The 24,818-nt window shown below is 71.0% G+C and carries 24 protein-coding genes; 11 read left to right on the top strand and 13 right to left on the bottom strand.

What is annotated here, in order from left to right; all coding sequences use genetic code 11:
• Positions 1 to 201 precede the first annotated feature (201 nt).
• From ACIP89_RS16050 to ACIP89_RS16030, 5 genes are all read right to left on the bottom strand, one after another.
• Positions 202 to 543 (bottom strand): hypothetical protein, encoded by a 342-nt coding sequence (locus ACIP89_RS16050; protein WP_401927074.1) that lies wholly within the window; start codon positions 541 to 543, stop codon positions 202 to 204.
• The gene (locus ACIP89_RS16045) at positions 540 to 1,037 is read right to left on the bottom strand and encodes a DUF6232 family protein (protein WP_401927587.1); all 498 of its coding nucleotides are present in this window, start codon (positions 1,035 to 1,037) and stop codon (positions 540 to 542) included. Before ACIP89_RS16045 ends, ACIP89_RS16050 begins: the two co-directional genes overlap by 4 nt.
• A gap of 489 nt (positions 1,038 to 1,526) precedes the next feature.
• Entirely contained in the window at positions 1,527 to 1,745 is a 219-nt protein-coding gene (locus tag ACIP89_RS16040) for a hypothetical protein (RefSeq protein WP_402115342.1), read from the bottom strand.
• An 11-nt stretch (positions 1,746 to 1,756) separates the two neighbouring features.
• Entirely contained in the window at positions 1,757 to 2,341 is a 585-nt protein-coding gene (locus ACIP89_RS16035) for a YrhB family protein (protein WP_402115341.1), read from the bottom strand.
• A 56-nt stretch (positions 2,342 to 2,397) separates the two neighbouring features.
• The gene (locus ACIP89_RS16030) at positions 2,398 to 3,111 is read right to left on the bottom strand and encodes an SDR family oxidoreductase (protein ID WP_402115339.1); all 714 of its coding nucleotides are present in this window, start codon (positions 3,109 to 3,111) and stop codon (positions 2,398 to 2,400) included.
• A 125-nt stretch (positions 3,112 to 3,236) separates the two neighbouring features.
• Between ACIP89_RS16030 and ACIP89_RS16025 the strand changes: the two genes are divergently transcribed.
• The gene (locus tag ACIP89_RS16025; RefSeq protein ID WP_402115338.1) at positions 3,237 to 3,848 is read left to right on the top strand and encodes a TetR/AcrR family transcriptional regulator; all 612 of its coding nucleotides are present in this window, start codon (positions 3,237 to 3,239) and stop codon (positions 3,846 to 3,848) included.
• 49 nt (positions 3,849 to 3,897) lie between these two features.
• On the opposite strand, the gene ACIP89_RS16020 is transcribed toward ACIP89_RS16025, so the two are convergent.
• A complete protein-coding gene (locus tag ACIP89_RS16020) occupies positions 3,898 to 4,293 on the bottom strand; it encodes a hypothetical protein (protein WP_402115336.1) in 396 nt (131 codons plus the stop codon).
• 324 nt (positions 4,294 to 4,617) lie between these two features.
• Here ACIP89_RS16020 and ACIP89_RS16015 point away from each other — a divergent pair, with 324 nt between their 5' ends.
• Together ACIP89_RS16015 and ACIP89_RS16010 are read left to right on the top strand one after the other, a co-directional pair.
• Complete coding sequence (locus tag ACIP89_RS16015) at positions 4,618 to 5,181, top strand: Uma2 family endonuclease (protein WP_401926889.1); 564 nt, start codon at positions 4,618 to 4,620, stop codon at positions 5,179 to 5,181.
• A gap of 273 nt (positions 5,182 to 5,454) precedes the next feature.
• The gene (locus ACIP89_RS16010; RefSeq protein ID WP_402115335.1) at positions 5,455 to 5,652 is read left to right on the top strand and encodes a hypothetical protein; all 198 of its coding nucleotides are present in this window, start codon (positions 5,455 to 5,457) and stop codon (positions 5,650 to 5,652) included.
• A gap of 62 nt (positions 5,653 to 5,714) precedes the next feature.
• Here the strand turns inward: ACIP89_RS16010 and ACIP89_RS16005 are convergent, their stop codons facing one another.
• From ACIP89_RS16005 to ACIP89_RS15995, 3 genes are all read right to left on the bottom strand, one after another.
• Positions 5,715 to 6,251, bottom strand: coding sequence for a bacterioferritin (locus ACIP89_RS16005; RefSeq protein ID WP_401926884.1), 537 nt, complete (start codon positions 6,249 to 6,251; stop codon positions 5,715 to 5,717).
• Between the two features lie 426 nt (positions 6,252 to 6,677).
• A complete protein-coding gene (locus ACIP89_RS16000; protein WP_402115334.1) occupies positions 6,678 to 8,534 on the bottom strand; it encodes a glycoside hydrolase family 15 protein in 1,857 nt (618 codons plus the stop codon).
• The gene (locus ACIP89_RS15995) at positions 8,531 to 11,812 is read right to left on the bottom strand and encodes a S41 family peptidase (RefSeq protein WP_401926879.1); all 3,282 of its coding nucleotides are present in this window, start codon (positions 11,810 to 11,812) and stop codon (positions 8,531 to 8,533) included. Before ACIP89_RS15995 ends, ACIP89_RS16000 begins: the two co-directional genes overlap by 4 nt.
• Positions 11,813 to 12,013: 201 nt before the next feature.
• Between ACIP89_RS15995 and ACIP89_RS15990 the strand changes: the two genes are divergently transcribed.
• Both ACIP89_RS15990 and ACIP89_RS15985 read left to right on the top strand, forming a co-directional pair.
• Positions 12,014 to 12,586, top strand: coding sequence for a TetR/AcrR family transcriptional regulator (locus ACIP89_RS15990; protein WP_371772718.1), 573 nt, complete (start codon positions 12,014 to 12,016; stop codon positions 12,584 to 12,586).
• 123 nt (positions 12,587 to 12,709) lie between these two features.
• Positions 12,710 to 14,938: an MMPL family transporter gene (locus ACIP89_RS15985; RefSeq protein ID WP_401926876.1), complete on the top strand. Its 2,229-nt coding sequence runs from the start codon at positions 12,710 to 12,712 to the stop codon at positions 14,936 to 14,938.
• A 157-nt stretch (positions 14,939 to 15,095) separates the two neighbouring features.
• Here ACIP89_RS15985 and ACIP89_RS15980 read toward each other — a convergent pair whose 3' ends face one another.
• Complete coding sequence (locus ACIP89_RS15980; protein WP_401926874.1) at positions 15,096 to 15,446, bottom strand: SsgA family sporulation/cell division regulator; 351 nt, start codon at positions 15,444 to 15,446, stop codon at positions 15,096 to 15,098.
• A 200-nt stretch (positions 15,447 to 15,646) separates the two neighbouring features.
• Between ACIP89_RS15980 and ACIP89_RS15975 the strand changes: the two genes are divergently transcribed.
• The 5 genes from ACIP89_RS15975 (at position 15,647) to ACIP89_RS15955 (ending at position 20,268) form a co-directional block, all read left to right on the top strand.
• Entirely contained in the window at positions 15,647 to 16,711 is a 1,065-nt protein-coding gene (locus ACIP89_RS15975) for an energy-coupling factor ABC transporter permease (protein WP_401926872.1), read from the top strand.
• Positions 16,711 to 17,472: a cobalt ECF transporter T component CbiQ gene (cbiQ, locus tag ACIP89_RS15970; RefSeq protein ID WP_401926869.1), complete on the top strand. Its 762-nt coding sequence runs from the start codon at positions 16,711 to 16,713 to the stop codon at positions 17,470 to 17,472. Before ACIP89_RS15975 ends, cbiQ begins: the two co-directional genes overlap by 1 nt.
• On the top strand, positions 17,469 to 18,242 hold the full coding sequence (locus ACIP89_RS15965; RefSeq protein ID WP_401926866.1) for an energy-coupling factor ABC transporter ATP-binding protein: 774 nt from the start codon (positions 17,469 to 17,471) through the stop codon (positions 18,240 to 18,242). The genes cbiQ and ACIP89_RS15965 overlap by 4 nt, the downstream gene beginning before the upstream one ends.
• Before the next feature lie 74 nt (positions 18,243 to 18,316).
• Positions 18,317 to 19,477: a serine hydrolase domain-containing protein gene (locus ACIP89_RS15960; RefSeq protein WP_402115540.1), complete on the top strand. Its 1,161-nt coding sequence runs from the start codon at positions 18,317 to 18,319 to the stop codon at positions 19,475 to 19,477.
• Entirely contained in the window at positions 19,474 to 20,268 is a 795-nt protein-coding gene (locus ACIP89_RS15955; protein WP_401926865.1) for an SDR family NAD(P)-dependent oxidoreductase, read from the top strand. The genes ACIP89_RS15960 and ACIP89_RS15955 overlap by 4 nt, the downstream gene beginning before the upstream one ends.
• 67 nt (positions 20,269 to 20,335) lie before the next feature.
• Here the strand turns inward: ACIP89_RS15955 and ACIP89_RS15950 are convergent, their stop codons facing one another.
• Positions 20,336 to 20,821 (bottom strand): MarR family winged helix-turn-helix transcriptional regulator, encoded by a 486-nt coding sequence (locus ACIP89_RS15950; protein ID WP_401926863.1) that lies wholly within the window; start codon positions 20,819 to 20,821, stop codon positions 20,336 to 20,338.
• A 170-nt stretch (positions 20,822 to 20,991) separates the two neighbouring features.
• Between ACIP89_RS15950 and ACIP89_RS15945 the strand changes: the two genes are divergently transcribed.
• On the top strand, positions 20,992 to 22,386 hold the full coding sequence (locus ACIP89_RS15945) for an MFS transporter (RefSeq protein ID WP_402115538.1): 1,395 nt from the start codon (positions 20,992 to 20,994) through the stop codon (positions 22,384 to 22,386).
• 101 nt (positions 22,387 to 22,487) lie between these two features.
• On the opposite strand, the gene ACIP89_RS15940 is transcribed toward ACIP89_RS15945, so the two are convergent.
• Both ACIP89_RS15940 and ACIP89_RS15935 read right to left on the bottom strand, forming a co-directional pair.
• Positions 22,488 to 22,934 carry a DoxX family protein gene (locus tag ACIP89_RS15940; RefSeq protein WP_402115537.1) on the bottom strand — a complete coding sequence of 149 codons (447 nt, stop codon included), beginning with the start codon at positions 22,932 to 22,934 and terminating at the stop codon, positions 22,488 to 22,490.
• Between the two features lie 19 nt (positions 22,935 to 22,953).
• Positions 22,954 to 24,711 carry a discoidin domain-containing protein gene (locus ACIP89_RS15935; protein ID WP_402115332.1) on the bottom strand — a complete coding sequence of 586 codons (1,758 nt, stop codon included), beginning with the start codon at positions 24,709 to 24,711 and terminating at the stop codon, positions 22,954 to 22,956.
• Positions 24,712 to 24,818 lie beyond the last annotated feature (107 nt).

The following is a 24,818-nucleotide window of genomic DNA, read 5'->3' as shown; positions in this document are numbered from 1 at the left end:
GGCAGGTCCAGACCCGTCCGGCGGTCGGTATCGGTGGTTGGCGACGACAGGGGGCCGGCCCCGGGAGCTGGTCTCGACCGACCTGCTCCGCACCTGACCTCCCGGCGTCACGCAACCTGCGCCCGACCTGCCGGCGCAGGAAACGTCGTAGGGCCTGTCCGGTGGGTCAGGCGTGCCCCGGCCATGATCCGCCGACAGGCCCTAGCTCAGCAGTCCGAGCAGCCGCCCCACCGCCTCCACTGCGGGCCGGCCCACCTCGCCGACCGTGGCCGCGATCTGCGCGAGGGATGCCAGGACCATGCCGCGCTCACGCAGGGCGCTCCGGTCGGGGGTGAGCTCGGGCAGCGCGCCGTCGACGGTCCGGGCCTGGTCCGGGGCGAGGTGCGGGCGCAGCTCACCCAGGAGGCGGGTGAGCTCCTTGACAGCGGCCCGGAGCTCGGCGTCCTCCGCGGCACCGCCGACGGTGCCGTAGTTGATGCCGACGTTCTCGCGGCCGCCGTTCATGTTGACCACGGGCCCGTAGAAGTTCGACGCCTCGCTCATAGCTTGAACCCCGTGTTCCCCCGGCCGCCGTTCATGTTGACGACAGGGCCGTAGTTGTTCGTGCTGTTGTTGTGGAACTGCCGCACGATCGCGGTGAACTCGGCCTCCGGGTTGTCGATCGCCTGCACGATCAGTCCGGCGATCTGCCGCAGCTCGTCCATGCTCTCCAGGGTCACGACCACCTTGGAGCCGCTGTTCATCTCGACGACCAGTACCGGCTTCGCGGACCCGATCAGTTCGTTGATGACCGCGAACAGACAGATCGCGAAGACAACGAGCACGAAGCTCCCGTTGCCGCTCTCCTCGACGTCGCCCTCACTCGCGTAGTTGATCGCGGCATAGACCACGACGGTGAGGATCAGCCATTGCACGATGCGGCTGAAGGCCCTGCCCCAGTTGTGCTTGAGCCTGAACGCGTCGACCCAGGTGATGTTGTGCAGCGGGACGGCCGCCGACCCCACCCACAGCGTCCGGCGGCTGACCCGGAGGACCAGGGGGTCCCCCTTGCGGCGAGGCTGATCGCCGCCTCCGGGGTTCTGGAGCCGTCCGGGTATCGCGGAGCCTGGCTGGACGGGCCGCCCCTGCGGCGGTGGGGGAGCCTTCGGCCGTGGAGGCGAATTGGGTGGCGGCTCGGGCGCTGGTGCGCCGACCGTTCCGGTGTCGTCCATGGCTCCCCCGTGTGGTCGTCAGTCGCACCCGCTTGCCGCGGGAGCACCATTAAGCGCCCAGGGAGAGGTGTGGGGCAGAGGGGAAGTGGCCAAATTGCCGTGTGCTGGCCGGTACTTGACGAGTGGTGTGGGTCCCTGCGGTCCGCCAGGGTGCTCAGGACGCCTTGACGGACTCGATGAAGGGCACCCAGGCAGCCGCGTGCAGCTGTTCTGCCATGTGGTGAGGCGGAAGGATCGGCATCCACAACAGGGCCTCGGGCAGGATGACCCAGTACCGCGGAGTCTGGTGACTGCTCTCGAAGAGCTGCGCCCGTCCTAAGGGCTGTCCCTCGCATCGACCTCTTCGTCGCCCGCCGGCCCTGGAGCTGTGGCTGCATCGACGACCTGCTCCGAGACATCGCCGACGACAAGATGGCGGGCGTCCTCGTCACCGACACCCGGATGCAGCGCATCCACCACCCCTACGACGGTGGCGCCGACGTCTTCCACGCCACGTCCGAGGAACGGGACCGGGTGCGCGATCGGCGTGCCCACTGGCGTTCCCGTCACCCCTCGGGTCTCCGACCGGCTCGGATCTCCGTCCCGCTCAGAATCGTCTCCACTGCAAGCACCGGGTTGAGAGGCTCCACGAGCTCTTCGGTGGCGACGGCCACGAGACGCGCGGGCGCATCACCGTCCAGCAATGCGCTCACATATTCGATGGCTTCCGCAGGCGAGAACATCGGCAGGTTCTGGCGCAGTGTCCTTACAGCGTGCATGCGTCCGCGTGCGGCAGCGACTTCGCACAGCGCCTCGTGCAGATCGTCCACTGCGGTGCGCACCGGCAGCCCACGTATCCGGGCCCGATAGTCGGCCTCCCACTCCCCGGATACCGCGGAGACGACGCCGATCCGGTGCAGTCCACCGTCGACACGGTCGACGAGGTAAGGCCCGTTACCGGCCAGCATGAACTCCGGGTTCCGGGTGCGCACGAACTCCTCGGAGGTCCAGGAGACGATCCACACCAGCTCGTGCTCCTCGACGTCGACCACAGCCATCCGCATCGCGTCCACCCCCGCAGCCCGCCACTGCTGGTAGTCGCGCTCCAACTGGTCCTCGACAGCCCGAACGGCGGCCTCTCGCTCGATCACGCGTGCAGCTTCCCGCACTGACCTCTCTCTCGACCAGAGAAGGCAGGGGCTCGACGTCAGGCGCGGGCGTGAACGCCCATGCCCCCAGCCACGGTGAGGTCGTTGCCGGTGATGTAGCCGGCGGCGTCGGAGGCGAGGAAGGCCACGGCCTCCGCGACATCGGAGGGGATTCCGGCGCGGCCGAGCGGGATGTCCCGGGCCCAGGTGTCGATCATGTCCCGGGGGACGCCCAGCTTGTCGTAGGCGGGGGTGTCGATGAGGCCGGGGCTGACGGTGTTGACGCGGATGCCGCGCGGGGCGAGTTCGAGCGCGAGGGACCGCATGAGGGGCATCAGGGCACCCTTGGCGGCCGTCATGGCCGCCCCGAGCCCTTCGCCCGCGCCCACGGTGCAGACGACGGAGGCGCCGTCGTCGAGGAGCGGGAGCGCCTTTTGAAGGGTGAAGAAGTTGCCCTTCACGTTGATGTCGAACAGGGCGTCGAAGGCGTCCTCGTCGGTCGACTCGATCGGTCCTGGGCGGGAGACGCCCGCGTTGAGGAAGAGCAGATCGAGGGAGCCGAACCGCTCCCGTACCCGGTCCATGGCGTGGTCGATGTCCGGCAGGGACCGGGCGTCGGCCCGGACCGCCGTGATGCCTTCGGGGAGCCGGGCGTCCGCGACGCTGTCGCGGCCGGTGACCATGACGCGGTAGCCGCGTGAGTGGAGCAGTTCGGCGGTCGCCCGGCCGATGCCGCTGGTTCCGCCGGTGATCAGGGCTGAGGGTGCGGGCATGGCGTGTCCTTTGCATCTGGGTGCGCCGTTGCATACGGCCACTTCTGGCAGCGTACGACAGATTGGCAGTCGCTGCCAGGTGGAGTGTGACTGTCAGGGTGGCAGTGCTGGGATAGCCTGGCCGTATGGAGCAGGAAGCCAAGAAGGCGGAGGGGCCCGCGCCCGCCACGCTGTGGGCCCGGACGCGGCAGCTGGCCTCTCAGGAGATCCTGGGGACCGCTCTGCGGCTGTTCACCACGCAGGGATACGACGAGACGACCATCGCTCAGATCGCCCGGGAAGCCGGGGTCTCGCAGCGCACCCTCTTCCGCTACTTCGGCACCAAGGAAGAGCTGCTCGGCGGCGGGCAGGAGCGGTTCGGGCAGGTGCTGGCCGAGGCCGTCGGCGGACAGCCCGCCGAGGCCGACGTCTGGGAGGTGCTGCGCGCGGGGATCGTCGCCGTGCTCGCCCTGCACGACAGCCGCGAACAGGCCCTGGAACGGTTCCGCCTCCTGCACCACACGGCCTCGCTGCGCGCCGGCTGGCTGGAGAAGCGGCTGCGGTTCCAGGAGGACCTGCTGCCGCTCGTCCGGGCGCGCACGGGCGCTGCGGCCGACGACGCGGAACCGGCTGCCCGCGCGGTGATCGGGACGGCCTTCGCGTGTCTGGACGCCGCGTCGATGGCGTGGGTCGAGAGCGGTGGCGAGGGCGAGATCATGGACCTGTACGACACGTGCCTGGCGGCGGTACGGGGCTGAGCCGCGACCGGTCAGTCGGTGCGGGGCTGAACCGCGACAGGCCAGTCGGTCAGTCGATCCGGTTCCGAGTGGCGGTCCGGTGGTCTTCGGGCGGCCAGACGGTCAGCTGCGCCCCGTCACAACTGACTGTCCGGCCGGGGTACACGGCCTGGACGGCGGCCCGGTCCAGGCCGTCGATGTCGCCGCGCAGGATGACCGTGCCCGGCTGGTGGGAGACCCACACCGTGCCGACCGGCCAGACCACGATGCTGTTCCCGCACCGGGTGACGTGCCGCCAGGGGTACGCCTGGTGCAGCGCCGCCAGCGCGTCGTCCCCCCGGCCGTCGGCGTAGTCCCCCTCCAGGCATACGAGCGTGTGGTGACGGCTCGCCCGTCCCGTGCCGTCGGGCCACGGCCGGTCGTAGGGGCGGGCGGCTAATGCGTCGGCATCGTCGCGCCCGAACAAAAGATGTTCCGGAGTGCGAACGTACTCATGTGAATCGGACACCGGGCAACCCTCCAAGTCGCGTGTCACCTCGCGAGGTTGCCGAGCCCCCGAGGCTTTGCTTGAGGAAATCTATAAGATTGCTTCCGCGAATTGCAAGCGATATAGGTAGCCGTTCAGGGGGTCCGCGACGGCGGGCCCCCGGCCAATCCGGACCCACGCGGCGGCAGCGGCGGCTGGTGGCGGCCGGACCTGATGTCGGCAGGTGGGAGCGCCCGTATGCTGGCCGTGTACCGCCTGTCGGACTCACGCGTGACGGGCAGGCGGCCGAGGAGGTGAAAGGGAATGAGTGTCGCCGTCGACCACACCGGGCCCTGGACCGTCGCCGACGTCCTGGCGCTGCCCGAGGACCGTACGAACCGCTACGAACTGCTGGGGGAATCGCTCGTGATGTCCCCCGCCCCCGGTATCCGCCACCAGCGCGCATCGCTCCGGCTCGCCATGATCCTGCATGCGGCGGCCGCGGCCGCCGAGGCACCGGTCGAGGTGCTGGAAGCCGTCAATGTCGTCCTGCCCTCCGGTCTTGTCATTCCCGACCTCGTGGTGGCCGATGCCGGTGCGACCGCTGAGGACGGTGTAAGTGTCGACGCGGACGCTGTCCAGCTCGTCGTCGAGCTCGTCTCTCCCGGCAACCGAATGGTGGACCGCAAGTTCAAGCCCATGCTTTACGCCGAGGCCGCCATCCCGCACTTCTGGCGCCTGGAGTTCGACCCCGCGCCCATGCTCGTCGTCTACGAGCTGGAAAGCGGCCGATACGTGGAGCGAACGACCGCGCTCGCCGGTGTGACCACCTCGCTGGACGCGCCGTTCCCCGTAACGATCGATCCGGCTGGTCTCTCCCGCCAGTAGACGCCGTCCGACGACAAGCGGCTGCACAGTCCCGAAGCTCACTCCACCGTCCTCCACAGGTGCGGACCGTACGCGGAGACGGTGTGGTGCGAGTCGCGGGCGCCCGCAGGACGACAGGACGGGAGGGGGGCTGTGCGGCTCGGCAACTGACGTCAGCGAGGCTTGTGTTGCCGATAGGCGGGTACTCGCAGCAGCACTTCTCCGCCGTGGCTCTCAGGGGCTCCGGTGGGTTATCCGCGGTGCGGCCGGGAGCCGCTGAGTGAGGGGGCCTTGGTGCGTGTTGTCGTCGGACTGTTCATCTTCTTCTTCGGTGGGTTCTTCGTCGTATCGTCCGGACGGCTCAGTAGGTTCGGGGGAGTCAGGCAGGCTCAGTCCAGGGGCATGCAGACCTGGAACCGGACGATGTTCGTCGTGATCGGCGGAGTGCTCTCCCTCGGCGGCCTCGCGTACGCCTTCGGGCTCGTCGGGTAGCGCTCGTCGGCCTCGTCCCGGAGCGAATTCCGGGACGAGGCCGACGGGCGCTCGCGGGCCGGCTACTTCGTGGGGAGGCGCTCCAGCAGGCCCCGGAGGTCGTCGGCGTGCTCCTCCTCCTGGGCGAGCAGGTCCTCGAAGACGCGGCGGGTGGTGGGGTCGCGGTCACCGAGCCACTGCACGATCTCCGTGTACGAGGCGATGGCGACCCGTTCGGCCACCAGGTCCTCCTCGATCATGGCGGTGAGGCCCTCGCTCGCGTCGTACTCCGCGTGGGAACGGCTGGTCAGGGTGTCGGGGTCGAAGTCCGGCTCGCCCCCCAGCTGCACGATCCGGGTGGCGAGCTTGTCCGCGTGCTGCTGCTCCTCCTGCGCGTGCTCCAGGAACTCCGCCGCCACGGGCTCCGAGTACATGCCCGTCGCCGTGTAGTAGTGGCGCTTGTAGCGCAGGGTGCAGACGATCTCGGTGGCCAGTGCCTCGTTGAGCACCTGGAGCACGCGCGGCAGGTCCGCGCCGTACGCGTCGGTCACCGGGCCCCTGCCCATCTCCGCTCGGGCACGCTGGCGAAGGGTCTCGATGTCGGTCAGAAAGTCGGCCACTGCACATCCTCCTCGTCGTCGGGTACGCCGTTCGTCCATCAGTCTGGAAATGACCCGGTTCGGCGTGCCCTGTGCAACGCGTTCCCTGATCCACGCGAGGGGAACCTGGGCCGTTCGACGGGTTTTCTGCCGCTTCATCCGACCGGTCATCCGGCTTGCGGGCCTCCTGCCCGGTGAGACCGGCCTGTGCGGTCGGCGGTGGTACACAGCTGGGCGTCGGCCTCGATCAGTGCGTGTCCGTCGCAGGCGATAACGGCCGCTCCACGTCCAGCGCGGACGCGGGCCCGCTCGCCGGCGATGCAGCCGCCGCCCACGACGGCCAGCCGGCCCGGTGGCTCGCTCAGCCGCATCACGGTGTCCGAGGTCCCGTACGGGAGGCCGGCCCGGCTTCACACCCGGGGGAGCGCCCGCGCCCGTGGTTCCGTGTCACATGGATCGGTCGAGGTTGACCGCCGCGCTGATCAGCGCGAGGTGCGTGAAGGCCTGCGGGAAGTTCCCCAGCTGCTCGCCCGTGGTCCCGATCTGTTCCGCGTAGAGGCCCACGTGGTTGGCGAAGGTGAACATCTTCTCCAGCGCCAGCCGTGCCTCGTCGATCCGGCCGCTGCGGGTCAGCGCCTCGACCCACCAGAACGAGCAGATGGTGAACGTTCCCTCCGTCCCGTCCAGCCCGTCGGGCGCCTCGGCCGGGTCGTACCGGAAGACGAGGGAGTCCGCGACCAGCGCCTTCCTGATCGCCTCCATCGTGCCGAGGAAGCGGGGGTCGCGTGGCGAGAGGAACTTGACCATCGGCATGATCAGCAGCGAGGCGTCCAGCACACGGGAGGGCGGCTCGTCCGCCTCGCGGAGGCGCTGGACGAAACTGCCCAGTTCCTCGTTCCAGCCGTCCTCCATGACCTGCCGGTACATGTCGTCCCGCGCACGGGTCCACCGGACCAGATCGGCCGGAAGCCCGCGCCGGCGCGCCATCCGCACCATGCGCTCCACCGCCACCCAGGACATGATCCGCGAGTAGGTGTGGCGCTGCCGCCCGGCACGCGTCTCCCAGACCGACTCGTCGGCGCTGTCCCAGCGTTCGAGCAACCAGTCGACGATGGTCGTCAGGTCCTGCCAGGCCCGGTAGGAGATGCCTGCCCCGTACTTGTTGAACAGGTAGATGGAGTCGATGAGTTCGCCGTAGACGTCGAGCTGGAGCTGCTGCGCCGCGCCGTTGCCGGTGCGCACCGGCGCGGAACCCCGGTACCCCTCGAAGTGCCGGAGCTCGCACTCGGGCAGGTCCGGCTCCCCGTCGATGGTGTACATCGCGTGCAAGGGGCCGGTGGCGCCGTCGCCGCAGGCCCTGCTGAGGCAGCGGGTCAGCCACGCCACGAAGGACTCGGCCTCCTCGGTGAACCCGAGCCGCAGCAGGGCGTACAGGGAGAAGGCCGCGTCCCGAATCCAGACGTACCGGTAGTCCCAGTTGCGGGGGCCGCCGATGCGCTCCGGCAGTCCGAGCGTCGGAGCGGCCACGACCGCCCCGGTGGGTTCGTGGGTCAGGAGCTTCAGGGTGAGGGCCGAGCGGTGCACCATCTCCCGCCACCGCCCCTGATACGTGGACCGGCCGAGCCAGGTGCGCCAGAACGCCACGGTGGCGTCGAACAGCTCCGACGTGGCGTCCGGGTCCAGGGCACACGGCTCCGCGCCGGCCGCCCCCGGCTCCTCGACCTCCAGAACGAAGAGCACCTCGTCGCCCTGGCCGAGCTCGAACGTCCCGTGGGCCTCGCCGTCCGCCACGGACAGGCCGCTGCCGCTGCGCACGAGCAGCGTGAGGCCGTCGGAGACGAACCGGACCCCGCCCTCGCAGGCGACCGCCCGGTGGGGGGCCCGCCCGTAGTCGAGCCGCGGCGCGATGCGGGTGCGCATCCGCATGCTGCCGCGCACCGATACCACCCGGCGCACCAGCCGCTGGCGGTGGTTCTCGTCGTGGGGCCGCAGGATCGGCATGAAGTCCTGCACCTCGACCATGCCGTCCTCAGCGAGGAACCGGGTGATCAGGACAGCGGTGTCGGGGAAGTAGAACTGCTGGCGGGACGCCGTTTCGCACCGCGGTCCGATCTCCCAGACCCCGCCGCGCTCCGCGTCCAGGAGTGCGCCGAAGATGCTCGGGGAGTCGAAGCGCGGCGCGCAGAACCAGTCGATGCGCCCGTCGGTGCCGACCAGCGCGGCGCTGCGGAGATCCCCGATCAGGCCGTGCTCCCCGATGGGCAGGTACGCCTCCGGCGGCGCACCGCCGCGGTCCGCGCTCACCGCGGCGGCAGCGGCGGTCGCCTCAGGTCCGGGACCGAGGCGTATGTCGGCGGGCTCTTCGGTGGGGTCGCGGCCAGTAGGTCCAGGGCCATCCAGACCGCGTCGTCCAGCACCGCGTGGCGGCCCTCCGCCCAGTCCAGCGGGGTGCGCAGGGCCTCCACGTCGGGGGAGACGCCGTGGTTCTCCACCGTCCAGCCGTAGGCGTCGAACCACGCGGCGTTCATCGGGACCGTGATCATCGTGCCGTCGCCGAGGCGGTGGCGGCCGGTCATGCCGACCACGCCGCCCCAGGTGCGCTGGCCCACCACCGGGCCCAGCTTCAGCAGCCGGAACGCGGCGGTGATCATGTCGCCGTCGGAGGAGGTCGCCTCGTCGGCCAGCGCGACGACCGGGCCGCGCGGGGCGTTGGAGGCGTACGACACGGGCTGGGCGTCGCGGGTGAGGTCCCAGCCGAGGATCGTGCGGGTGAGCTTCTCGATGACGAGTTCGCTGATGTTGCCGCCCGCGTTGCCGCGCACGTCCACGATCAGGGCCTGGCGGGAGACCTCCAGGCGCAGGTCCCGGTTGAACTGGGCCCAGCCGGAGCCGCCCAGGTCGGGGATGTGCAGATAGCCGCAGCGGCCGTCGCTCAACTCCCGTACCACCTCGCGCCGTTTGGCCACCCAGTCCTGGTAGCGCAGCGGGCGTTCGTCGACCAGCGGGACGATCGCGACCCGGCGGGAGCGGCCCTCGGCCCCTGCGGGCCTGAAGGTCAGCTCGACCGTGGTGCCCCCGGCGGCGGCGAGCAGCGGGTAGGGGCCGGTGACCGGGTCCACCGGGCGGCCGTCCACATGGGTGAGGACCGCGCCCTCCCTGATGCCCGTACCGGCGAGCGGGGAGCGGGCCTTGGAGTCGGAGGACTCGCCGGGCAGGATGCGTCCGATGGTCCAGTCGCCGTCCCGGCAGAGGAAGTTCACGCCGAGCAGGCCGATGGCGCGCTGGTAGTGCGGCGGGCCCTCGTTGCGGCGGGCGGGGGCCACGTAGGCGTGCGAAGTGCCCAGTTCGCCGAGGACCTCGCGGAGCAGATCCGCGAACTCGTCCGGGGTGGAGACCCGTTCGACCAGGGGGCGGTACTGGTCGAGGACCGCGTCCCAGTCGATGCCGCACATGTCCGGCTCCCAGAAGTAGGAGCGGATGATGCGGCCCGCCTCGTCGAAGGCGCCGCGCCACTCGGCCGCCGGGTCGACGTCGTGCAGGATGCGGCGCAGGTCCAGGTAGACCGTGGAGTCGTTGTCGCCGGGCTCGGTCGCGGGGACGGCGCGCAGCTCCCCGTCGTCCATGACGACCAGCCGGGAGGCGTCGCCGCTGACGGCGAACCAGTCGAGGTGGTCGACGAGTTCGGCCTTCCTCGCCTTGGCGATGTTGAAGTGCTCCAGCGTCGGGCGGCCCGACATGTCCGCCGGGTTGGCGAACGTCTCCCCGAGCGCGCCGGAGATCGGCCAGCGCAGCCACACCAGGCCGCCGCCGCTGACCGGGTACAGCGCGGAGTACTTGGAGGCGGCGACCGGGAACGGGGTGACCCGGCTCTCCAGGCCCTCGAACTCGACGGTGACCGTGGAGCCCTCCGCGGCGCCCGCCTCCGCCGTGTCCACCGGGTCGAGGCCGCCCGCGGCCGGGCGGCCGTCGGGGGAGAGCGCGAAGGGGGAGGGGGTCGCGGAGGAGAGCGGGACCAGGTAGGGGCGGCAGCCGAGCGGGAAGGAGAGGTCCCCGGTGTGCACGTCGTACACCGGGTCGAAGCCGCGCCAGGAGAGGAACGCGAGATAGCGGCCGTCGCCGGTGAAGACGGGGTTCTCGTCCTCGAAGCGGCCGTTGGTGACATCGACGATCACGGGCGATCCGGCACCCGTGATCCGGGCCAGTTTGATCTGGCGCAGGGTGCGGCCGATGCCGGGGTGCGACCAGGTCAGCCAGGCCCCGTCCGGGGAGAACGCCAGATCGCGGACCGGCCCGTTGACCGAGCGGATCAGCTCGACGGGTTCGCCGGTGGTGTCCTCCTCGACGTCCAGGAGGAGGAGGCGCCCGTCGTGCGAGGCCATCGCGAGGATCTCGCCGTCCGGGTCCGCCACCAGCTCCTGGACCCTGCCGATCCGCCCGGAGGCGAGCCGGCGCGGGGCGCGGTCGCCGCTGGCACGCGGCAGGTAGGCGATCTCGATCGCGTCCTCGCCCTCCGCGTCCGTCACGTACGCCACCTGGCCGCCGCTGCCGAGCATCTCCGGCAGCCGGACCCGGACTCCGGGGGTGTCGGCGATGGTGCGGGCCGGGCCGTCGCGGTGGGTGAGCCAGTAGAGGCTGCCGCGTACCGATACGGCGCTGGCCCGGCCGGTCTCGTCCACGGAGAGCGAGTCGACGTGGCTGGCGGCCGCCACCTGGTACGGGCGCCGCCCGGAGCGCGGGCCGCCGAGCCGCACCTCCAGCCTGCGCGGAACGGCCTCGGGCGACTCCAGGTCGTCGGCCAGCCACAGTTCGCCCGCGCACTGGTAGACGACCCGCCGCCCGTCGCTGGAGGCGTGCCGGGCGTAGAACGCGTCGTGGTCGCTGTGGCGGCGCAGTCCGGTGCCGTCGGGCAGGCAGGAGTAGAGGTTGCCGACGCCCTCGTGGTCGGAGAGGAAGGCGATCCGGCCGCCGACGAACATCGGTGAGCCGAGGTGCCCGCCGATGTCCGGGAGCAGCCGTTCGCCGTGCAGCCACAGCCGTCCCGTCGCCCCGCCCCGGTAGCGCTTCCAGGCGGCGGGCTCGTGCGGCGGGGTGCCGGACAGCAGCAGGGTGCGGCGCTCGCCGTCGATGTCCGCGACGGCGATGTCGGAGACCGGCCCCCAGGGCAGCCTGCCGCCGGGGCTGCCGTCGGTGGGCACGCTGTAGGCCCAGGAGAAGTACGAGAACGGCTGCCGGTGCGAGGAGACGGCGAGGATCTGTGCGGCGTCCCCGGCGTCCGGGGTCCAGCCGCAGACCCGGGCGTCCGTCGAGCCCCAGTAGGTGAGCCGGCGGGCCGGGCCGCCGCTGACGGGTGCGAGGTGGATCTCGGGGTCGAGGCTGCGCCAGGTCGTGTACGCGATCCTGGTTCCGTCGGGCGAGAAGCGCGGATGGCTGACTCTGGTGCGGTCGACCGTCAGCCGCCAGGCACGTCCGGGGCGCTCTCCCTCCGCGACGAGCGGAGCGACCCAGAGATCGTCCTCCGCCGCGAAGCAGAGGAGATCCTCGTGGAGGTGCGGGAACCGGAGATACGAGACGTCGTCACTCACCCCCCAATGCTTTCCGTGCGAGCGGGGGGCGGCAACTTGTGGTGCGGAACACAAGCGAAACGATTCCGTTTCGCTGAGCGGCCGGGGTACCGTCGAGGTGTACGAAACAGTTTCGTTCGATTGACATGAGTTCGAGCGAGCGTCGTACGCAGCACACGTAACACCCACACATCGCACGAGCTCGGGAACGGGGGTCGACACATGGCACGCACACGGCTCACGCCCGAACGCGAGAGCGAGCTGTACGCCGCCGTGCTCGACCTGCTCCGTGAGGTCGGTTACGACGCCCTGACCATGGACGCCGTCGCCGCCCGCACCCGTTCCAGCAAGGCCACCCTCTACCGCCAGTGGGGGAGCAAGCCCGAGCTCGTCGTCACGGCTCTGCGGCACAACAAGCCCGTGTCCCTAGCAGACGTCGACACCGGCTCGCTGCGCGGCGACTTCCACGCCGTCCTGAGCCGTAGCGATGACTGTCAGATGGAGAAGGACGCCGCGCTGATGCGGGGTCTGAGCCATGCCGTCCACGACAACCCCGACCTCCTCCAGGCCCTGCGCGCCCTGCTGGTCGAGCCGGAGCTCTCCGGCCTCGACGTACTGCTGCGCCGAGCCGTGGACCGGGGTGAGCTGCGTCCGGACAACCCGGCGCTGAAATATCTGCCACACATGCTGATCGGTGCGTTCGCCGCTCGGCAGCTGGTGGAGGACCGCCCGGTGGACCAGGCGTTCCTCTTCGACTACCTCGACTCCGTGATCCTCCCCGCTCTCGGAGTCTGACCGCCGTCCCCACGGCCCCGCACAGCCCTCTCCCCAGAAGCTCCACCTGACACGCCGCTCTCGTCGTCGGGCTGGTTCCCCACGCCTTTTTCCACTCAACGACCCGACCGGGAGTACGCCTCCGTGGCCACATTCCTCTACAAAATCGGGCGGCTCGCCTTCCGGCGCCGCCGCTATGTCGCCCTGATCTGGGTGGCCCTGCTGGCGCTCGCCGGATTCGGCGCGGCCTCCGCGTCCACCGCCACCTCCAGCTCCTTCTCGATCCCGGGCACGGAGGCGCAGAAGGCCTTCGACCTGCTGGAACAGCGATTCCCCGCGGCCAGCGCCGACGGCGCGACCGCGCGCATCGTCTTCAAGGCCCCCGAGAACGAGAAGATGACGGACCCGGCCAACAAGGCCGACGTCAAGAAGATCACCGCCCAGCTGAAGTCCGGCTCCGACCAGGTGGCCTCGGTCGTCGACCCGTACACCGGCAACGCCGTCTCCAAGAACGGCTCGACCGCGTACGTCTCGGTGACCTACAAGGTCAACTCGATGGAGCTGACCGACGGCACCCGGGACGCCCTGGAGGACGCGGGCGCTGCGGCGCAGAAGACCGGGATGACCGTGGAGATCGGCGGTGACGCGCTCCAGGTGATGCCGGAGACCGGCGCCACCGAGGTCATCGGCATCGCGCTGGCCGCGGTGGTGCTCGTCATCACCTTCGGCTCGCTCATCGCGGCGGGGCTGCCGCTGCTCACCGCGCTGATCGGTGTCGGCATCGGCGTCTCGACGATCACGGCCCTGGCCAACGTGCTGGACCTCGGCTCCACCACCTCGACGCTCGCGATGATGATCGGCCTCGCGGTCGGCATCGATTACGCGCTCTTCATCGTCTCCCGCTACCGCGCCGAACTGGCCGAGGGCCGGGAGCGCGAGGAAGCGGCGGGACGGGCGGTCGGCACGGCCGGTTCCGCGGTCGTCTTCGCCGGGCTCACCGTGGTCATCGCCCTCGTCGGCCTGGCCGTCGTCAACATCCCGATGCTGTCGAAGATGGGCTTCGCCGCGGCCGGCACGGTCGCCATCGCCGTCCTCATCGCCCTCACCCTCGTCCCGGCCATGCTGGGCTTCGCGGGCAAGCGCGTCATGGGACGCAAGGCGCGCAAGGCCGCGGAGGACGAGAACAGGCCCGACGCCAAGCCGAACATGGGCACCCGCTGGGCCCGGCTCGTGCTGCGCAAGCCGGTGTGGGTGCTGCTCGTCGGCGTCCTCGGCCTGGGCGCCATCGCGATCCCGGCCGCCTCGCTGGAGATGGGCCTGCCGGACGACGGCTCCCAGCCCACCAGCACCACCCAGCGCCGCGCCTACGACCTGCTCTCCGACGGGTTCGGCCCCGGCTTCAACGGCCCGCTGATGGTCGTCGTCGACACCGAGAACAGCTCCGACGGCAAGGCCGCCGCCAAGCGGGTCGGTGACGAGATCTCCGGCATGAAGGGCGTCGTCGCCGTCACCCCGGCCAACTTCAACAAGACCGGCGACGCGGCGATGATCACCGTCGTCCCGAAGGACCGGCCCAGCTCCGTCGAGACCGAGAACGTGGTCCACGCGATCCGCGACGCGGGCAAGGACATTAAGTCCGACACCGGCGCCGAGGTCCTGGTCACCGGCTCCACCGCGATGAACATCGACTTCTCGCAGAAGATGAACGACGCGCTGCTGCCGTACCTGGCGCTCGTCGTCGGCCTCGCCTTCCTGCTCCTGATGGTGGTCTTCCGGTCGATCCTGGTGCCGCTCAAGGCGGCGCTCGGCTTCCTGCTCTCGGTCGTCGCGGCCCTGGGCGCGGTCGTCGCGGTCTTCCAGTGGGGCTGGCTCGGCTCGCTCTTCGGGGTCGAGCAGACCGGTCCGATCATGTCGATGATGCCGATCTTCATGGTGGGTGTCGTCTTTGGTCTGGCGATGGACTACGAGGTCTTCCTCGTGACCCGGATGCGCGAGGCGTACGTCCACGGCGAGAAGCCCGGCCAGGCGATCGTCACCGGCTTCAAGCACGGCGCCCGGGTGGTCACGGCCGCGGCCGTGATCATGATGGCGGTCTTCTCCGGCTTCATCGGCTCCAGCGAGCAGATGATCAAGATGATCGGCTTCTCGCTGGCCATCGCCGTCTTCTTCGACGCGTTCATCGTCCGGATGGCGATCGTGCCCGCCGTGCTCGCCCTGCTCGGCAAGCGGGCCTGGTGGCTGCCGCGCTGGCTGGACCGGGTCCTGCCCAACGTCGACGTGGAGGGTGAGGGGCTGCGCAAGGAGCTCGGCACCGCCACCGATGACGGGGCCGGTCCGGACCACGGCGGTGAGCGCGAGCTGACCCGCGTCTGAGCCGCTCCCGAGCCGTTCACCGAGCCGCAGAACTCCGGAGCCGCGTCTGAGCGGAGCGCGGCCCCGGAAAGCGCCGGTTACCTGTGGGGACGGGGGGCCGGAGCGACGAGAGCCCCCGTGCACCTGGTGTGCACGGGGGCTCTCGGCATGCCGCGGGTCAGGCGGGGGCGGCCTCGGCCCTGGGGGCGGTGTGGGTGCGGCGCAGGAAGCGGATCAAGGGAGAGCTGTCGAACTGCACCACCTCGACACCGGCCGCCGAATGGAGCTCGACGACCAGCTGGGCCCGGCCGCACGGCCAGATCCGGTAGCTGTCGCGCTCGACCGGGGCGCGCAGCCCGCGCTCCAGCAGCTCACGTCCGACGGCCCACTCCGTACCGCTGGGGAAGGCGATCCGGATCGTGGGCGGGGTGTCCGCGCTGTCGTGGCGCAGCTCCACCGGGATCACGGGCAGGTCGCGGGCGTCGGTGACGAGCCGGGCTCTGGCATGTTCTCTGATCACGGGGGACATGGGCCGGCTCCTCCTATGCATATGACTCTTATGTACGTCTTCGCCCTCTAATGTCGCATATTTTACGTAAAGAGCATGGTGAGAACCCTGAGCAGTTGTGACGGTGGCGCTCTTGCAAACGGTTCGCAACAAGGTTCTATTATTGAGAGGTTCATGACCCCGCGCAGTCACGCAGTAACGCAGGAAGCGGAGCCTCCCCCATGCATGTACCCGACGGATTCATCAACGCACCCGTCTCCGCCGTGGCCGGAGTCGTCGCCGCCGGTGCCGTGGCCGTCAGCCTGAAGGGGGCCCGCCGGGAACTGGACGAGAAGACCGCGCCGCTGGCCGGGCTGGTCGCCGCCTTCATCTTCGCCGTGCAGATGCTGAACTTCCCGGTCGCCGCCGGTACCAGCGGCCATCTGCTGGGCGGGGCGCTGGCCGCGATCCTGGTCGGGCCGTACACCGGAATCCTCTGCGTCTCCGTCGTCCTGCTGATGCAGGGCATCCTGTTCGCGGACGGCGGGCTCACCGCGCTCGGCGTGAACATCCTGGACATGGGCATCGTCACCACCGTCGTCGCCTACGCCCTCTTCCGCGGGCTCACCGGCCTGCTGCCGCGCACCCGCCGCTCGATGACCGCCGCCTCCTTCGTCGCCGCGCTCGTCTCCGTACCGGCCGCGGCCTGCGCCTTCACGCTGATGTACTGGATCGGCGGCACCACCGACATCCCGATCGGCAAGGTCTTCACCGCGATGGTCGGCGTCCACGTCCTGATCGGCATCGGTGAGGCGGTGATCACCGCGCTGACCGTCGGCGCCGTCATCGCCGTACGCCCCGACCTCGTGCACGGCGCCCGCGGACTCACCGCCCCGCTCAAGCTCCGGGTCGACGGCGAACTCGTCGACGCCCCCGCCCGCGAGCCCGTCGCCGCCGCACCCGCCGCCCGCTCCAACCGGGGCCTGTGGGCCACCGGCCTGGTCACCGCGCTGGTGCTGGCCGGATTCGTCTCCTTCTACGCCTCCGCCAACCCCGACGGCCTGGAGAAGGTCGCCACCGACCAGGGCATCGACAAGAAGACCGAGGAGCACGCCTCCAAGGACTCCCCGCTCGCGGACTACGGAGTCAAGGACATCTCCGACGCCCGGATCTCCGGCGGACTGGCCGGAGTGATCGGCGTCGGCGCCACCCTCGTCGTCGGCAGCGGCGCGTTCTACGTCGTCACCCGCCGCCGCCGGAAGGGCGACGAGCCCGAGGCCGTCACGAGCACGGACGCGAAGGTCTGATGGGCGCCGGACACGCCCACAAGCTCTACCGGCACGGGCACTCGCCGGTCCACGACCTGCCGCCGCACTGCAAGCTCGCCGCCGTCTTCTGCTTCGTCGTGGTCGTCGTCACCACCCCGCGCGAGGCGGTGTGGGCCTTCGGGCTGTACGCGCTGCTCCTGGCGGGCGTCACCGCGGCGGCCCGCGTCCCGGCCGGCTTCCTCCTCAAGCGGCTGCTGATCGAGGTGCCGTTCGTCGCGTTCGCGCTGCTCATGCCGTTCGTCGTGCCCGGCGAGCAGACCCACGTACTCGGCCTCTCCGTCAGCGTCCCCGGCCTCTGGGGCGCCTGGAACGTCCTGGCCAAGGGCACCCTCGGCGTCGCCGCCTCCGTACTCCTCGCCTCCACCACGGAGCTGCGCTCCCTGCTGCTCGGCCTGCAACGACTGAGGCTGCCGCCGCTGCTCGTCCAGATCGCCTCCTTCATGATCCGGTACGGCGATGTGATCACCGACGAGATGCGCCGGATGTCCATCGCCCGCCGCTCGCGCGGCTTCGAGGCGCACGGGGTGCGGCAGTGGGGCGTACTCGCCAAATCGGCGGGCGCGCTCTTCATCAGGTCCTACGAGCGCGGGGAGCGGGTCCACCTCGCGATGGTCAGCCGCGGCTACACCGGCACCATGCCGGTCATCGACGAGGTGACCGCCTCGCGCACCCAGTGGGCGTACGCCTCGGCACTCCCCCTGCTCGCCCTCGCCGTGTGTCTGCTGGGATGGGCCGTATGAGCACAGAGCCCGACCCCGTACCGCCGTCCCTCGAAGTCAGCGGCCTCGCCTACGCCTACCCCGACGGCCACCAGGCTCTCTTCGGCGTCGACCTGACCGTCGCACGCGGCGAGCGCGTCGCCCTGCTCGGCCCGAACGGGGCCGGCAAGACCACCCTCGTCCTGCACCTGAACGGCATCCTCGACGCGGGCGCCGGCACCGTCCGGGTCGCCGGGCTCCCCGTCGAGAAGCGCAACCTCGCCGAGATCCGCCGCCGCGTCGGCATCGTCTTCCAGGACCCCGACGACCAGCTCTTCATGCCCACCGTCCGCGAGGACGTCGCCTTCGGGCCCGCGTCCGGCGGGCTGCGCGGCGCGGAACTGGAGGAGCGGGTCACCGACGCGCTGAAGCAGGTCGGCATGGAGGAGTTCGTCAACCGGCCGCCGCACCACCTCTCGTTCGGGCAGCGCCGCCGCGTCGCCGTCGCCACGGTCCTCGCGATGCGGCCGGAGATCCTCGTCCTGGACGAGCCCTCCTCCAACCTGGACCCGGCCTCCCGCCGCGAACTGGCCGACATCCTGCGCTCCTTGGACGTCACCGTGCTGATGGTCACGCACGATCTGCCGTACGCCCTGGAGCTGTGCGGCCGCGCGGTCATCCTCAGCGAAGGCGTCATCGCCGCCGACGACCGCACCCAGGACCTGCTCTGCGACGAGCAACTGATGCGCGCCCACCGGCTGGAGCTCCCCTTCGGCTTCGACCCGCGCTCCGTGACGGTGAACACGAGGTAACAACCTCACCCGCCCCACCCGCGACCTGCGCGGCAATGCACCATGGGGGGATGAGCGGGAGCGCGGGAACAGGCGTGGACGTACGGGGCGCGGTGGTGCCCGGATTCGAACCGGTCCGGGATGCTTTCATCCGTAACTTCGAGCAACGCGGCGACCGGGGGGCGGCGGTCACCGTCTACCGGCACGGGCACAAGGTCGTCGATCTGTGGGCCGGGACCAGAGACGTGGACGGCGCGGAGCCGTGGGCCGTCGACACCGTGCAGGTCGTCCGCTCGGCCGGCAAGGGCATCGCCGCCGCCGTCCCGCTGCTGCTGCACCAGCGCGGCCAGATCGATCTGCACGCCCCCGTCGGCACCTACTGGCCGGAGTTCAAGGCCAACGGCAAGGAGCGCGTACTCGTCCGCCACCTCCTCGCCCACCGGGCCGGCATCCCGGCCCTGGACCGGACGCTGACTCCGCGGGAGGCCGCCGACGGGGTGAGCGGGCCGCTCGCCGTCGCCGCCCAGCGCCCCCAGTGGGAGCCCGGTACCGACCACGGCTACCACGCGCAGACCTACAGCTGGCTCATCGGTGAACTGGTGCGGCGCGTCACCGGGCGCACGGTCGGCCGCTGGGTCGCCGAGGAGATCGCCCGCCCGCTCGGTCTGGACTTCTGGTTCGGCATCCCGGCGGACGAGGCCCACCGGGTGGGCCGGATCGGCCCGGTCGAGGCGCCCGCGGGCGAGGAGACGGGCGCGCTGCGGATGCGGCCCAAGCGCTCGGTCGTCGAGGCCTACCGCGACCCGGACTCGCTGACCCGCCGGGCGTTCGGCGCGATCGACCCGTTCCCCGACGAGAACGACCCCGGCTACCAGTCCGCCGAACTCCCGGCGTCCAACGGGATCGCCACCGCCCGGGGCCTGGCCCGCTGCTACGCCGCGATGATCGGGCCGGTCGACGGCCACCGGCTGTTCGCCCCCGCCACGCTGACCCTGGCCCGCACGGAGGAGTCCGCGGGGCCCGACCGGGTGCTGGTCGTCAACACCCGTTTCGGGCTCGGCTACATGCTGCACGGACCGGCCTCCCCGCTGCTGGCCCCCGGCTCCTTCGGCCACCCCGGGCGGGGCGGCTCGCTCGGCTTCGCGGACCCCGAATCGGGCATCGCGCTCGGCTATGTGACGAACGGTCTGCAGAAGGGAGTAACCGCCGACCCCCGTGCCCAGGCCCTGGTCCGGGCAGTACGGTCGGCGCTATGACTTCTGCCGCGCTCACGCGCTTCGACGGTTACGGCGTCCTCATCACCGGTGCGGGCCAGGGCATCGGTGCCGCCACGGCCCGCCGCCTCGCGGCCGAGGGCGCCGGGGTCCTGGTCACCGACCTGGACCCGGAGCGGGCCGCGCGGGTGGCGGCGGACATCGTCGCGGCGGGCGGCCGGGCCGAGTCGCTGGGCTGCGACGTGACGGACCGGGCGGCGGTCGAGGCGGCGGTGGCCCACGCGGTCGCGGTGTTCGGCGCGCTCGACGTGCTGGTGAACAACGCGTACTCCTGCGCCCCCGACGAGGCGCTGTTCGAGGACGAGCCGGACGACGTCTGGGAGCGCGATCTCGACGTCACCCTCAGCGGGGCCTACCGGTGCGCGCGGGCCGCGATGGCGCACCTCGCGGCGTCCGGCCGGGGCGCGATCGTCAGCATCGGCTCGGTCAACGGCGTGCAGGACTTCGGCAACCACGCCTACAGCGCCGCCAAGGCGGGCCTGGCAAGCCTCACCCGTACCCTCGCGGGCCACGCCGGGCCGCGCGGGGTGCGGGTCAACCTGGTCGCGCCCGGAACGGTCCGCACCGACGCCTGGTCCGGCCGCGAGGACGAGATCTCCCGCGTCGGCGGCCTCTATCCGCTCGGCCGGGTCGGTGAGCCGGAGGACATCGCCGCGGCGGTCGCCTTCCTCGCCTCCCGCGACGCGGCCTGGGTCACGGGCACGACGCTGTGCGTGGACGGCGGGCTCACCGCGGTGAACACCGGCTTCCGGCAGGCCGTCGCGAAGGACTGAACCCGGTCGCGGCGGGCCGGACCCGCCCCCCGGCCCGACCTCCCCGGCCCGACCTCCCCGGCCCGGTTCAGCGGTCGGTCGCGTCGTCGTACACGCCCACGATCCGTTCCAGGAAGGCCGCCACGACGGCCTGTTCGCCCGGGGACAGCTCCGAGGCGGCCTCGGTGACGCCCTCGATGACCGGCGCCACATGCTCGTACGCCGTGGCGCCCCAGTGCTCGGCCGGGGTCACGATCACCTTGCGGCGGTCGGTGGGGTGCGGCTCGCGGGTGGCGTGGCCGCCCGCGACGAGCCGGTCGATCACCAGGGTCGTCGCCGCCGTCGAGGCGTCCAGCCTGCGGGCGAGGTCGGTGGGCGTGGTCGGCCCGACGTTGACGAGGTGGTCCATCACGGCCAGACCCGCCGGGTCCACCCGCAGCCGCCGCCCCAGATAACGCTCGAACCGCTGCTGCCGGAGCGTCAGGTTTCGTAGCTGCTCGCGGATGGCGCCACCTGTCGTCGAGGAGCCCGCGGGCGCCGGGGCGGGGTCGGTGGCGGGCGGTTTGACATCCATGCGGCTCAGGATACTCTCGATATTGCTAAGAATATTGGTAATCAATGATCTGAGGTAAAATGAGCGCGACGGAGCCGATCGCCGCACCGGCCGGGGGCCCGCCTCCGGCCGGGGACGCCGGGAGAGCCGTGGAGGGTCCCTACCGGTGGCGCTGGCTGATCCTGGCGGTGATGCTCGTCGCCGAGATCATGGACCTGCTGGACGCGTCCATCGTCAACGTGGCCGGGCCGGAGCTGGAGAAGTCCCTCGGGGCGGGCCCGGTCGGCCTCCAGTGGGTGATCGGCGGATACGCGCTGACCCTGGGCGCCGGACTGATCCTCGGCGGCAGGCTGGGCGACCGCTACGGGCGCCGCACGATGTTCCTGCTGGGCCTCGCCGCCTTCACCCTCACCTCACTGCTCTGCGCCTGCGCGCCGAGCATCGAGTCGCTGATCGTCTTCCGGCTGCTCCAGGGCACCGCGGGCGCGATGCTCCTGCCGCAGGGCCTCGGACTGCTGCGGGAGAACTTCTCCGGCGCCGAACTCACCAAGGTCTTCGGCATCTTCGGCCCCGTGCTGGGCCTCGGCGGCATCGTCGGCCCGGTCCTGGGCGGCGGACTGATCCAGGGGGACTTCCTGGGCCTGGGCTGGCGGCTGGTCTTCCTGGTCAACCTGCCCATCGGCCTCGTGGCCCTGATCGTCGCCGCGAAGGCCGTACCGAAGAAGCCGGGCGACCGCACGGTGGTCGTCGACGGCGTGGGGGCGGCGCTGGTGGCCCTGTCCTGCGCGCTGCTGGTCCTGCCGCTGAACCAGGGCCAGGAGTCCGGCTGGCCGCTGTGGACCTGGCTGTGCATGGCCGCGTCCGCCCTCGGCTTCGCCGCCTTCGCGCTCCAGCAGCGCCGCACCGCGGCCCGGGGGCGCCAGCCGCTGGTGACGCCCGCGCTGCTGCGCAAGCCCGCGTACACCGTGGGGCTCGGCGGGATCGCGCTGTTCTTCGGCGGACTCGTCGGCAGCCAGCTCGTGCTGACCCTCTACCTCCAGATCGGGCAGCACTTCACCGCGGGCGAGGCCGGTCTCGGCAATCTGCCGCTCGCCGTGGGCACCGCGATCGGCGGCGCGGTCAGCGGCGCTTTCCTCGCCGAGCGGATCGGCCGGGCGGTCCTCCAGATCGGCCCGCTGGTGCAGCTCGCGGGCGCCGGACTGCTCTGGTACGAGCTCGGCTCGACCGGCTCGTTCTCCGTCTGGGACATCGCGCCCGGCGTGGCCGTGTCCGGTATCGGCGCGGGCATGGTGATCGCCGCGCTGTTCAGCTTCATCCTCGCCGCAGTGGACGACAGCGAGATCGGCTCCGCCTCCGGAGTGCTCACGGCGGTGCAGTCCATCGGCGGCTCGATCGGGGTGGCCGTCTTCGGCTCGGTGTTCTTCGACCGGGCCACGGCCGGTGACTTCACCGCCGGTTACCGGCACGCGCTGATCGCCCAGGCCTGTCTGCTGGTGGCCTTCCTGGGCGTCACCCTGCTGCTGCCGAAGAAGGCGCGGCCCGAGGGCGACGAGTTCGCGGAGGCGGACGAGAACGCGACGGCGTGACGGGGGACGGGCGGTGTGTCCTCGCGCCGGGCGTGGCGCACACGGCACCGGCCCTCCCGGGGGCAGTCCCGGAAGGGCCGGCGCGCGGGGTACCCGGCCCCTCAGACGGGTACCCGCAGGCGCTGCCCGCGCTGGACCTCCGTCTCCCCCCGGGTGGCTCCGCGGGAGGAGAACAGCCGGTCGGCGGCGAGCGCGCCGGGCCCGGAGAAGACGATCAGGAGCAGGGTCCAGCAGAAGAAGACCGCGGCCTCGCCGCCGTTCTCCATCGGAAGCAGGCCCCGCCGCTGGTGCACGTCGAAGTACGCGAACGCCATGGAGCCGGAGCCCACCAGGGCGGCCGTTCTCGTACCGAGGCCGAGGATCACCAGGCTGCCCACGGCCAGCTGGATGACGGCCGCGTACCAGCCCGGCCAGGTGCCCGCCGGCACCCGCGCGTCGCCCAGCAGCCCGAAGAGCGAGGCGACTCCGTGGCAGGTGAAGAGCAACCCGATGACGATGCGGAACAGGCTGAGCGCGTAGGGCTGTGCCCGCCCCAGGTTGTTGATCATCATGAGGGCCCTTCTCCTGTCAGCTGTAGACGCCGAACTCGTAGAGCGAGTAGCCGTAGCCGGAGCCGCGCGCCGTGCCGTTGATCCGCACGTAGCGCCCGGTGCCGTTGACGTCGATGTCGTCGATGTCGCCGTTGCCGTCGGTCACCGACTTCACCGTCGTCCAGCTCTGTCCGTCCTCCGACGTCTGGATGTCGTACGCCTTGCCGTACGCCGGGTCCCAGGCGAGCTGCACGTGCTTGAAGGCCGTCGAGGCGCCCAGGTCCACCTGGACCCACTGCGGGTCGCTCCAGTCACTGGCCCAGCGGGTGTCGAACTTGCCGTCCACCGCGTTGGACGCGGCGCACGGGCAGCCGCCGGTCGGGTCGGTCTGGAACGAGGACGCCGTGGCGGTCTTGCCCTGGGACACGTTCGTCCCGTCCACCTTCGGCGGGACCACCTTGAGGGACGCGGTCTCGATGCCCTCGTTGCCCTTGCCGTCCGTGGCCTTCACGTAGACCTTGTAGACGCCGGTCTTGCCGGGCGCCTTCGCGGTCAGGGTGCCGTCACCGTTGTCCTTGGTCTCGGCCGGGACGAGCGCCTTGTTCTGGTCGATGTAGTTGCTGCTGAACAGCACCTGGGAGGTGACCGCGTCGCCGTCCGGGTCGGACACCTCGGCGCTGATCTTCACCTCGCCCCCGGTGGGAACGCCCTCTGTGGCGTCGGCCACCGTCATGCCGGTGATGACCGGCGGGGTGTTGTCGCCCGAGGTGTCCGCGCCGTACGCCTTCTTCACGGCGTAGTACGAGAGCCTCTTCTCGCCGCCCGGCAGCAGGTTGAACCAGACGCCGCCGAAGTCGTCCTCGACGCCGTAGTGGAACATCGTGGCGCCGAGCGCCACCCCGGTGTGGCCGGTGACGCAGCCCCACGCCTTGGTGTAGCCCTCGGCCTTGGCGACATCGGTAGGCTCGGTCGGGACGCCGTTCGCGTCGTCGTCGACCTCCCACTCACCGGCCGGGCCCGTCTCGGTGACGATGTAGGGCTTGTCGTAACCGCCCTGCTCCCAGTCGGACTTGATGTTGCACACCGCGTTGTAGGCGTTGACGGCGTACAGGTCGAGGTCCGGCGCGTTCTTCTTGTAGTACGGCCAGGCGCCCGTCCAGGCGTCGGTGGAGGTGACCGGGTGGTTGGGGTCCACCGTGTGGATCTTCTTCGCGATGTCGTTCACGAAGGTGGTGTACGCGTTGCGCTGGGCCTCCAGCTCGTCACCGCTGTAGCAGTTCTGCAGGCCGAGCGTCGACTCGTTGCCGACGTTCCACATCAGCACGCCGGGGTTGTCCTTGTAGGTGTCCACCCACTTGGGGAACTCCGCGAGCATGTCGTTCTTGTACTGGGTGTCCGTCAGGTAGTTGACGCAGCCGCCGCTGCCCGGTCCGCCGCCCGGCTGGAGCCAGAATCCGGCGATCACCTTGACGCCGTTGGCGGCCGCCGTGTCGAAGAGCGGCTTGCTGGTGGCGTCGGTGCCCCAGGTGCGGATGGTGTTGACGCCCATGGACGCCACGTCCGGCATGTACTTCCCGGCGTCGGCGACCGAGGGGCCCCAGGTCAGACCCTTGACGGTGTACGGCGAACCGTCGACGGTCAGCTGCCAGGCCCCCTGTGAACCGGTGACCTTGACGACGCTGCCGGCCGCCTGGGCGGCGGGTGCCTGGAGGGCCACCATCGCACCGGCCAGCAGGGCCGCCGCCGCGAAGGGGGCCACGAGGCGTTTGGCCGTACGGGTGGGGGGGTGGTGCATGTCGATCTCCTTGAGGGTGGGGGGAGGTGGGGTAAGTGAAGGGGAGACAGCGGGAAGACAGGTGGGAGAGGCTGATGGGGGAGGAGTGACCCCGGGTGATCTTGGAG

The organism is Streptomyces sp. NPDC088730, assembly GCF_044751215.1.
Lineage (GTDB): Bacteria > Actinomycetota > Actinomycetes > Streptomycetales > Streptomycetaceae > Streptomyces.
The sequence above is the reverse complement of the archived record's forward strand: the minus strand, read 5'-3'. Positions and strand labels throughout refer to the sequence as shown.

Coding starts and splice junctions, on each gene's coding strand:
- ACIP89_RS15980 (WP_401926874.1), bottom strand. CDS start 15,446: ATGTCCCCCGTGATCAGAGAACATGCCAGAGCCCGGCTCGTCACCGAC.
- ACIP89_RS15975 (WP_401926872.1), top strand. CDS start 15,647: ATGCATGTACCCGACGGATTCATCAACGCACCCGTCTCCGCCGTGGCC.
- ACIP89_RS15990 (WP_371772718.1), top strand. CDS start 12,014: ATGGCACGCACACGGCTCACGCCCGAACGCGAGAGCGAGCTGTACGCC.
- ACIP89_RS16025 (WP_402115338.1), top strand. CDS start 3,237: ATGGAGCAGGAAGCCAAGAAGGCGGAGGGGCCCGCGCCCGCCACGCTG.
- ACIP89_RS15965 (WP_401926866.1), top strand. CDS start 17,469: ATGAGCACAGAGCCCGACCCCGTACCGCCGTCCCTCGAAGTCAGCGGC.
- ACIP89_RS16015 (WP_401926889.1), top strand. CDS start 4,618: ATGAGTGTCGCCGTCGACCACACCGGGCCCTGGACCGTCGCCGACGTC.
- ACIP89_RS16030 (WP_402115339.1), bottom strand. CDS start 3,111: ATGCCCGCACCCTCAGCCCTGATCACCGGCGGAACCAGCGGCATCGGC.
- cbiQ (WP_401926869.1), top strand. CDS start 16,711: ATGGGCGCCGGACACGCCCACAAGCTCTACCGGCACGGGCACTCGCCG.
- ACIP89_RS15940 (WP_402115537.1), bottom strand. CDS start 22,934: ATGATCAACAACCTGGGGCGGGCACAGCCCTACGCGCTCAGCCTGTTC.
- ACIP89_RS16050 (WP_401927074.1), bottom strand. CDS start 543: ATGAGCGAGGCGTCGAACTTCTACGGGCCCGTGGTCAACATGAACGGC.
- ACIP89_RS15935 (WP_402115332.1), bottom strand. CDS start 24,711: ATGCACCACCCCCCCACCCGTACGGCCAAACGCCTCGTGGCCCCCTTC.
- ACIP89_RS15955 (WP_401926865.1), top strand. CDS start 19,474: ATGACTTCTGCCGCGCTCACGCGCTTCGACGGTTACGGCGTCCTCATC.
- ACIP89_RS15950 (WP_401926863.1), bottom strand. CDS start 20,821: ATGGATGTCAAACCGCCCGCCACCGACCCCGCCCCGGCGCCCGCGGGC.
- ACIP89_RS15945 (WP_402115538.1), top strand. CDS start 20,992: ATGCTCGTCGCCGAGATCATGGACCTGCTGGACGCGTCCATCGTCAAC.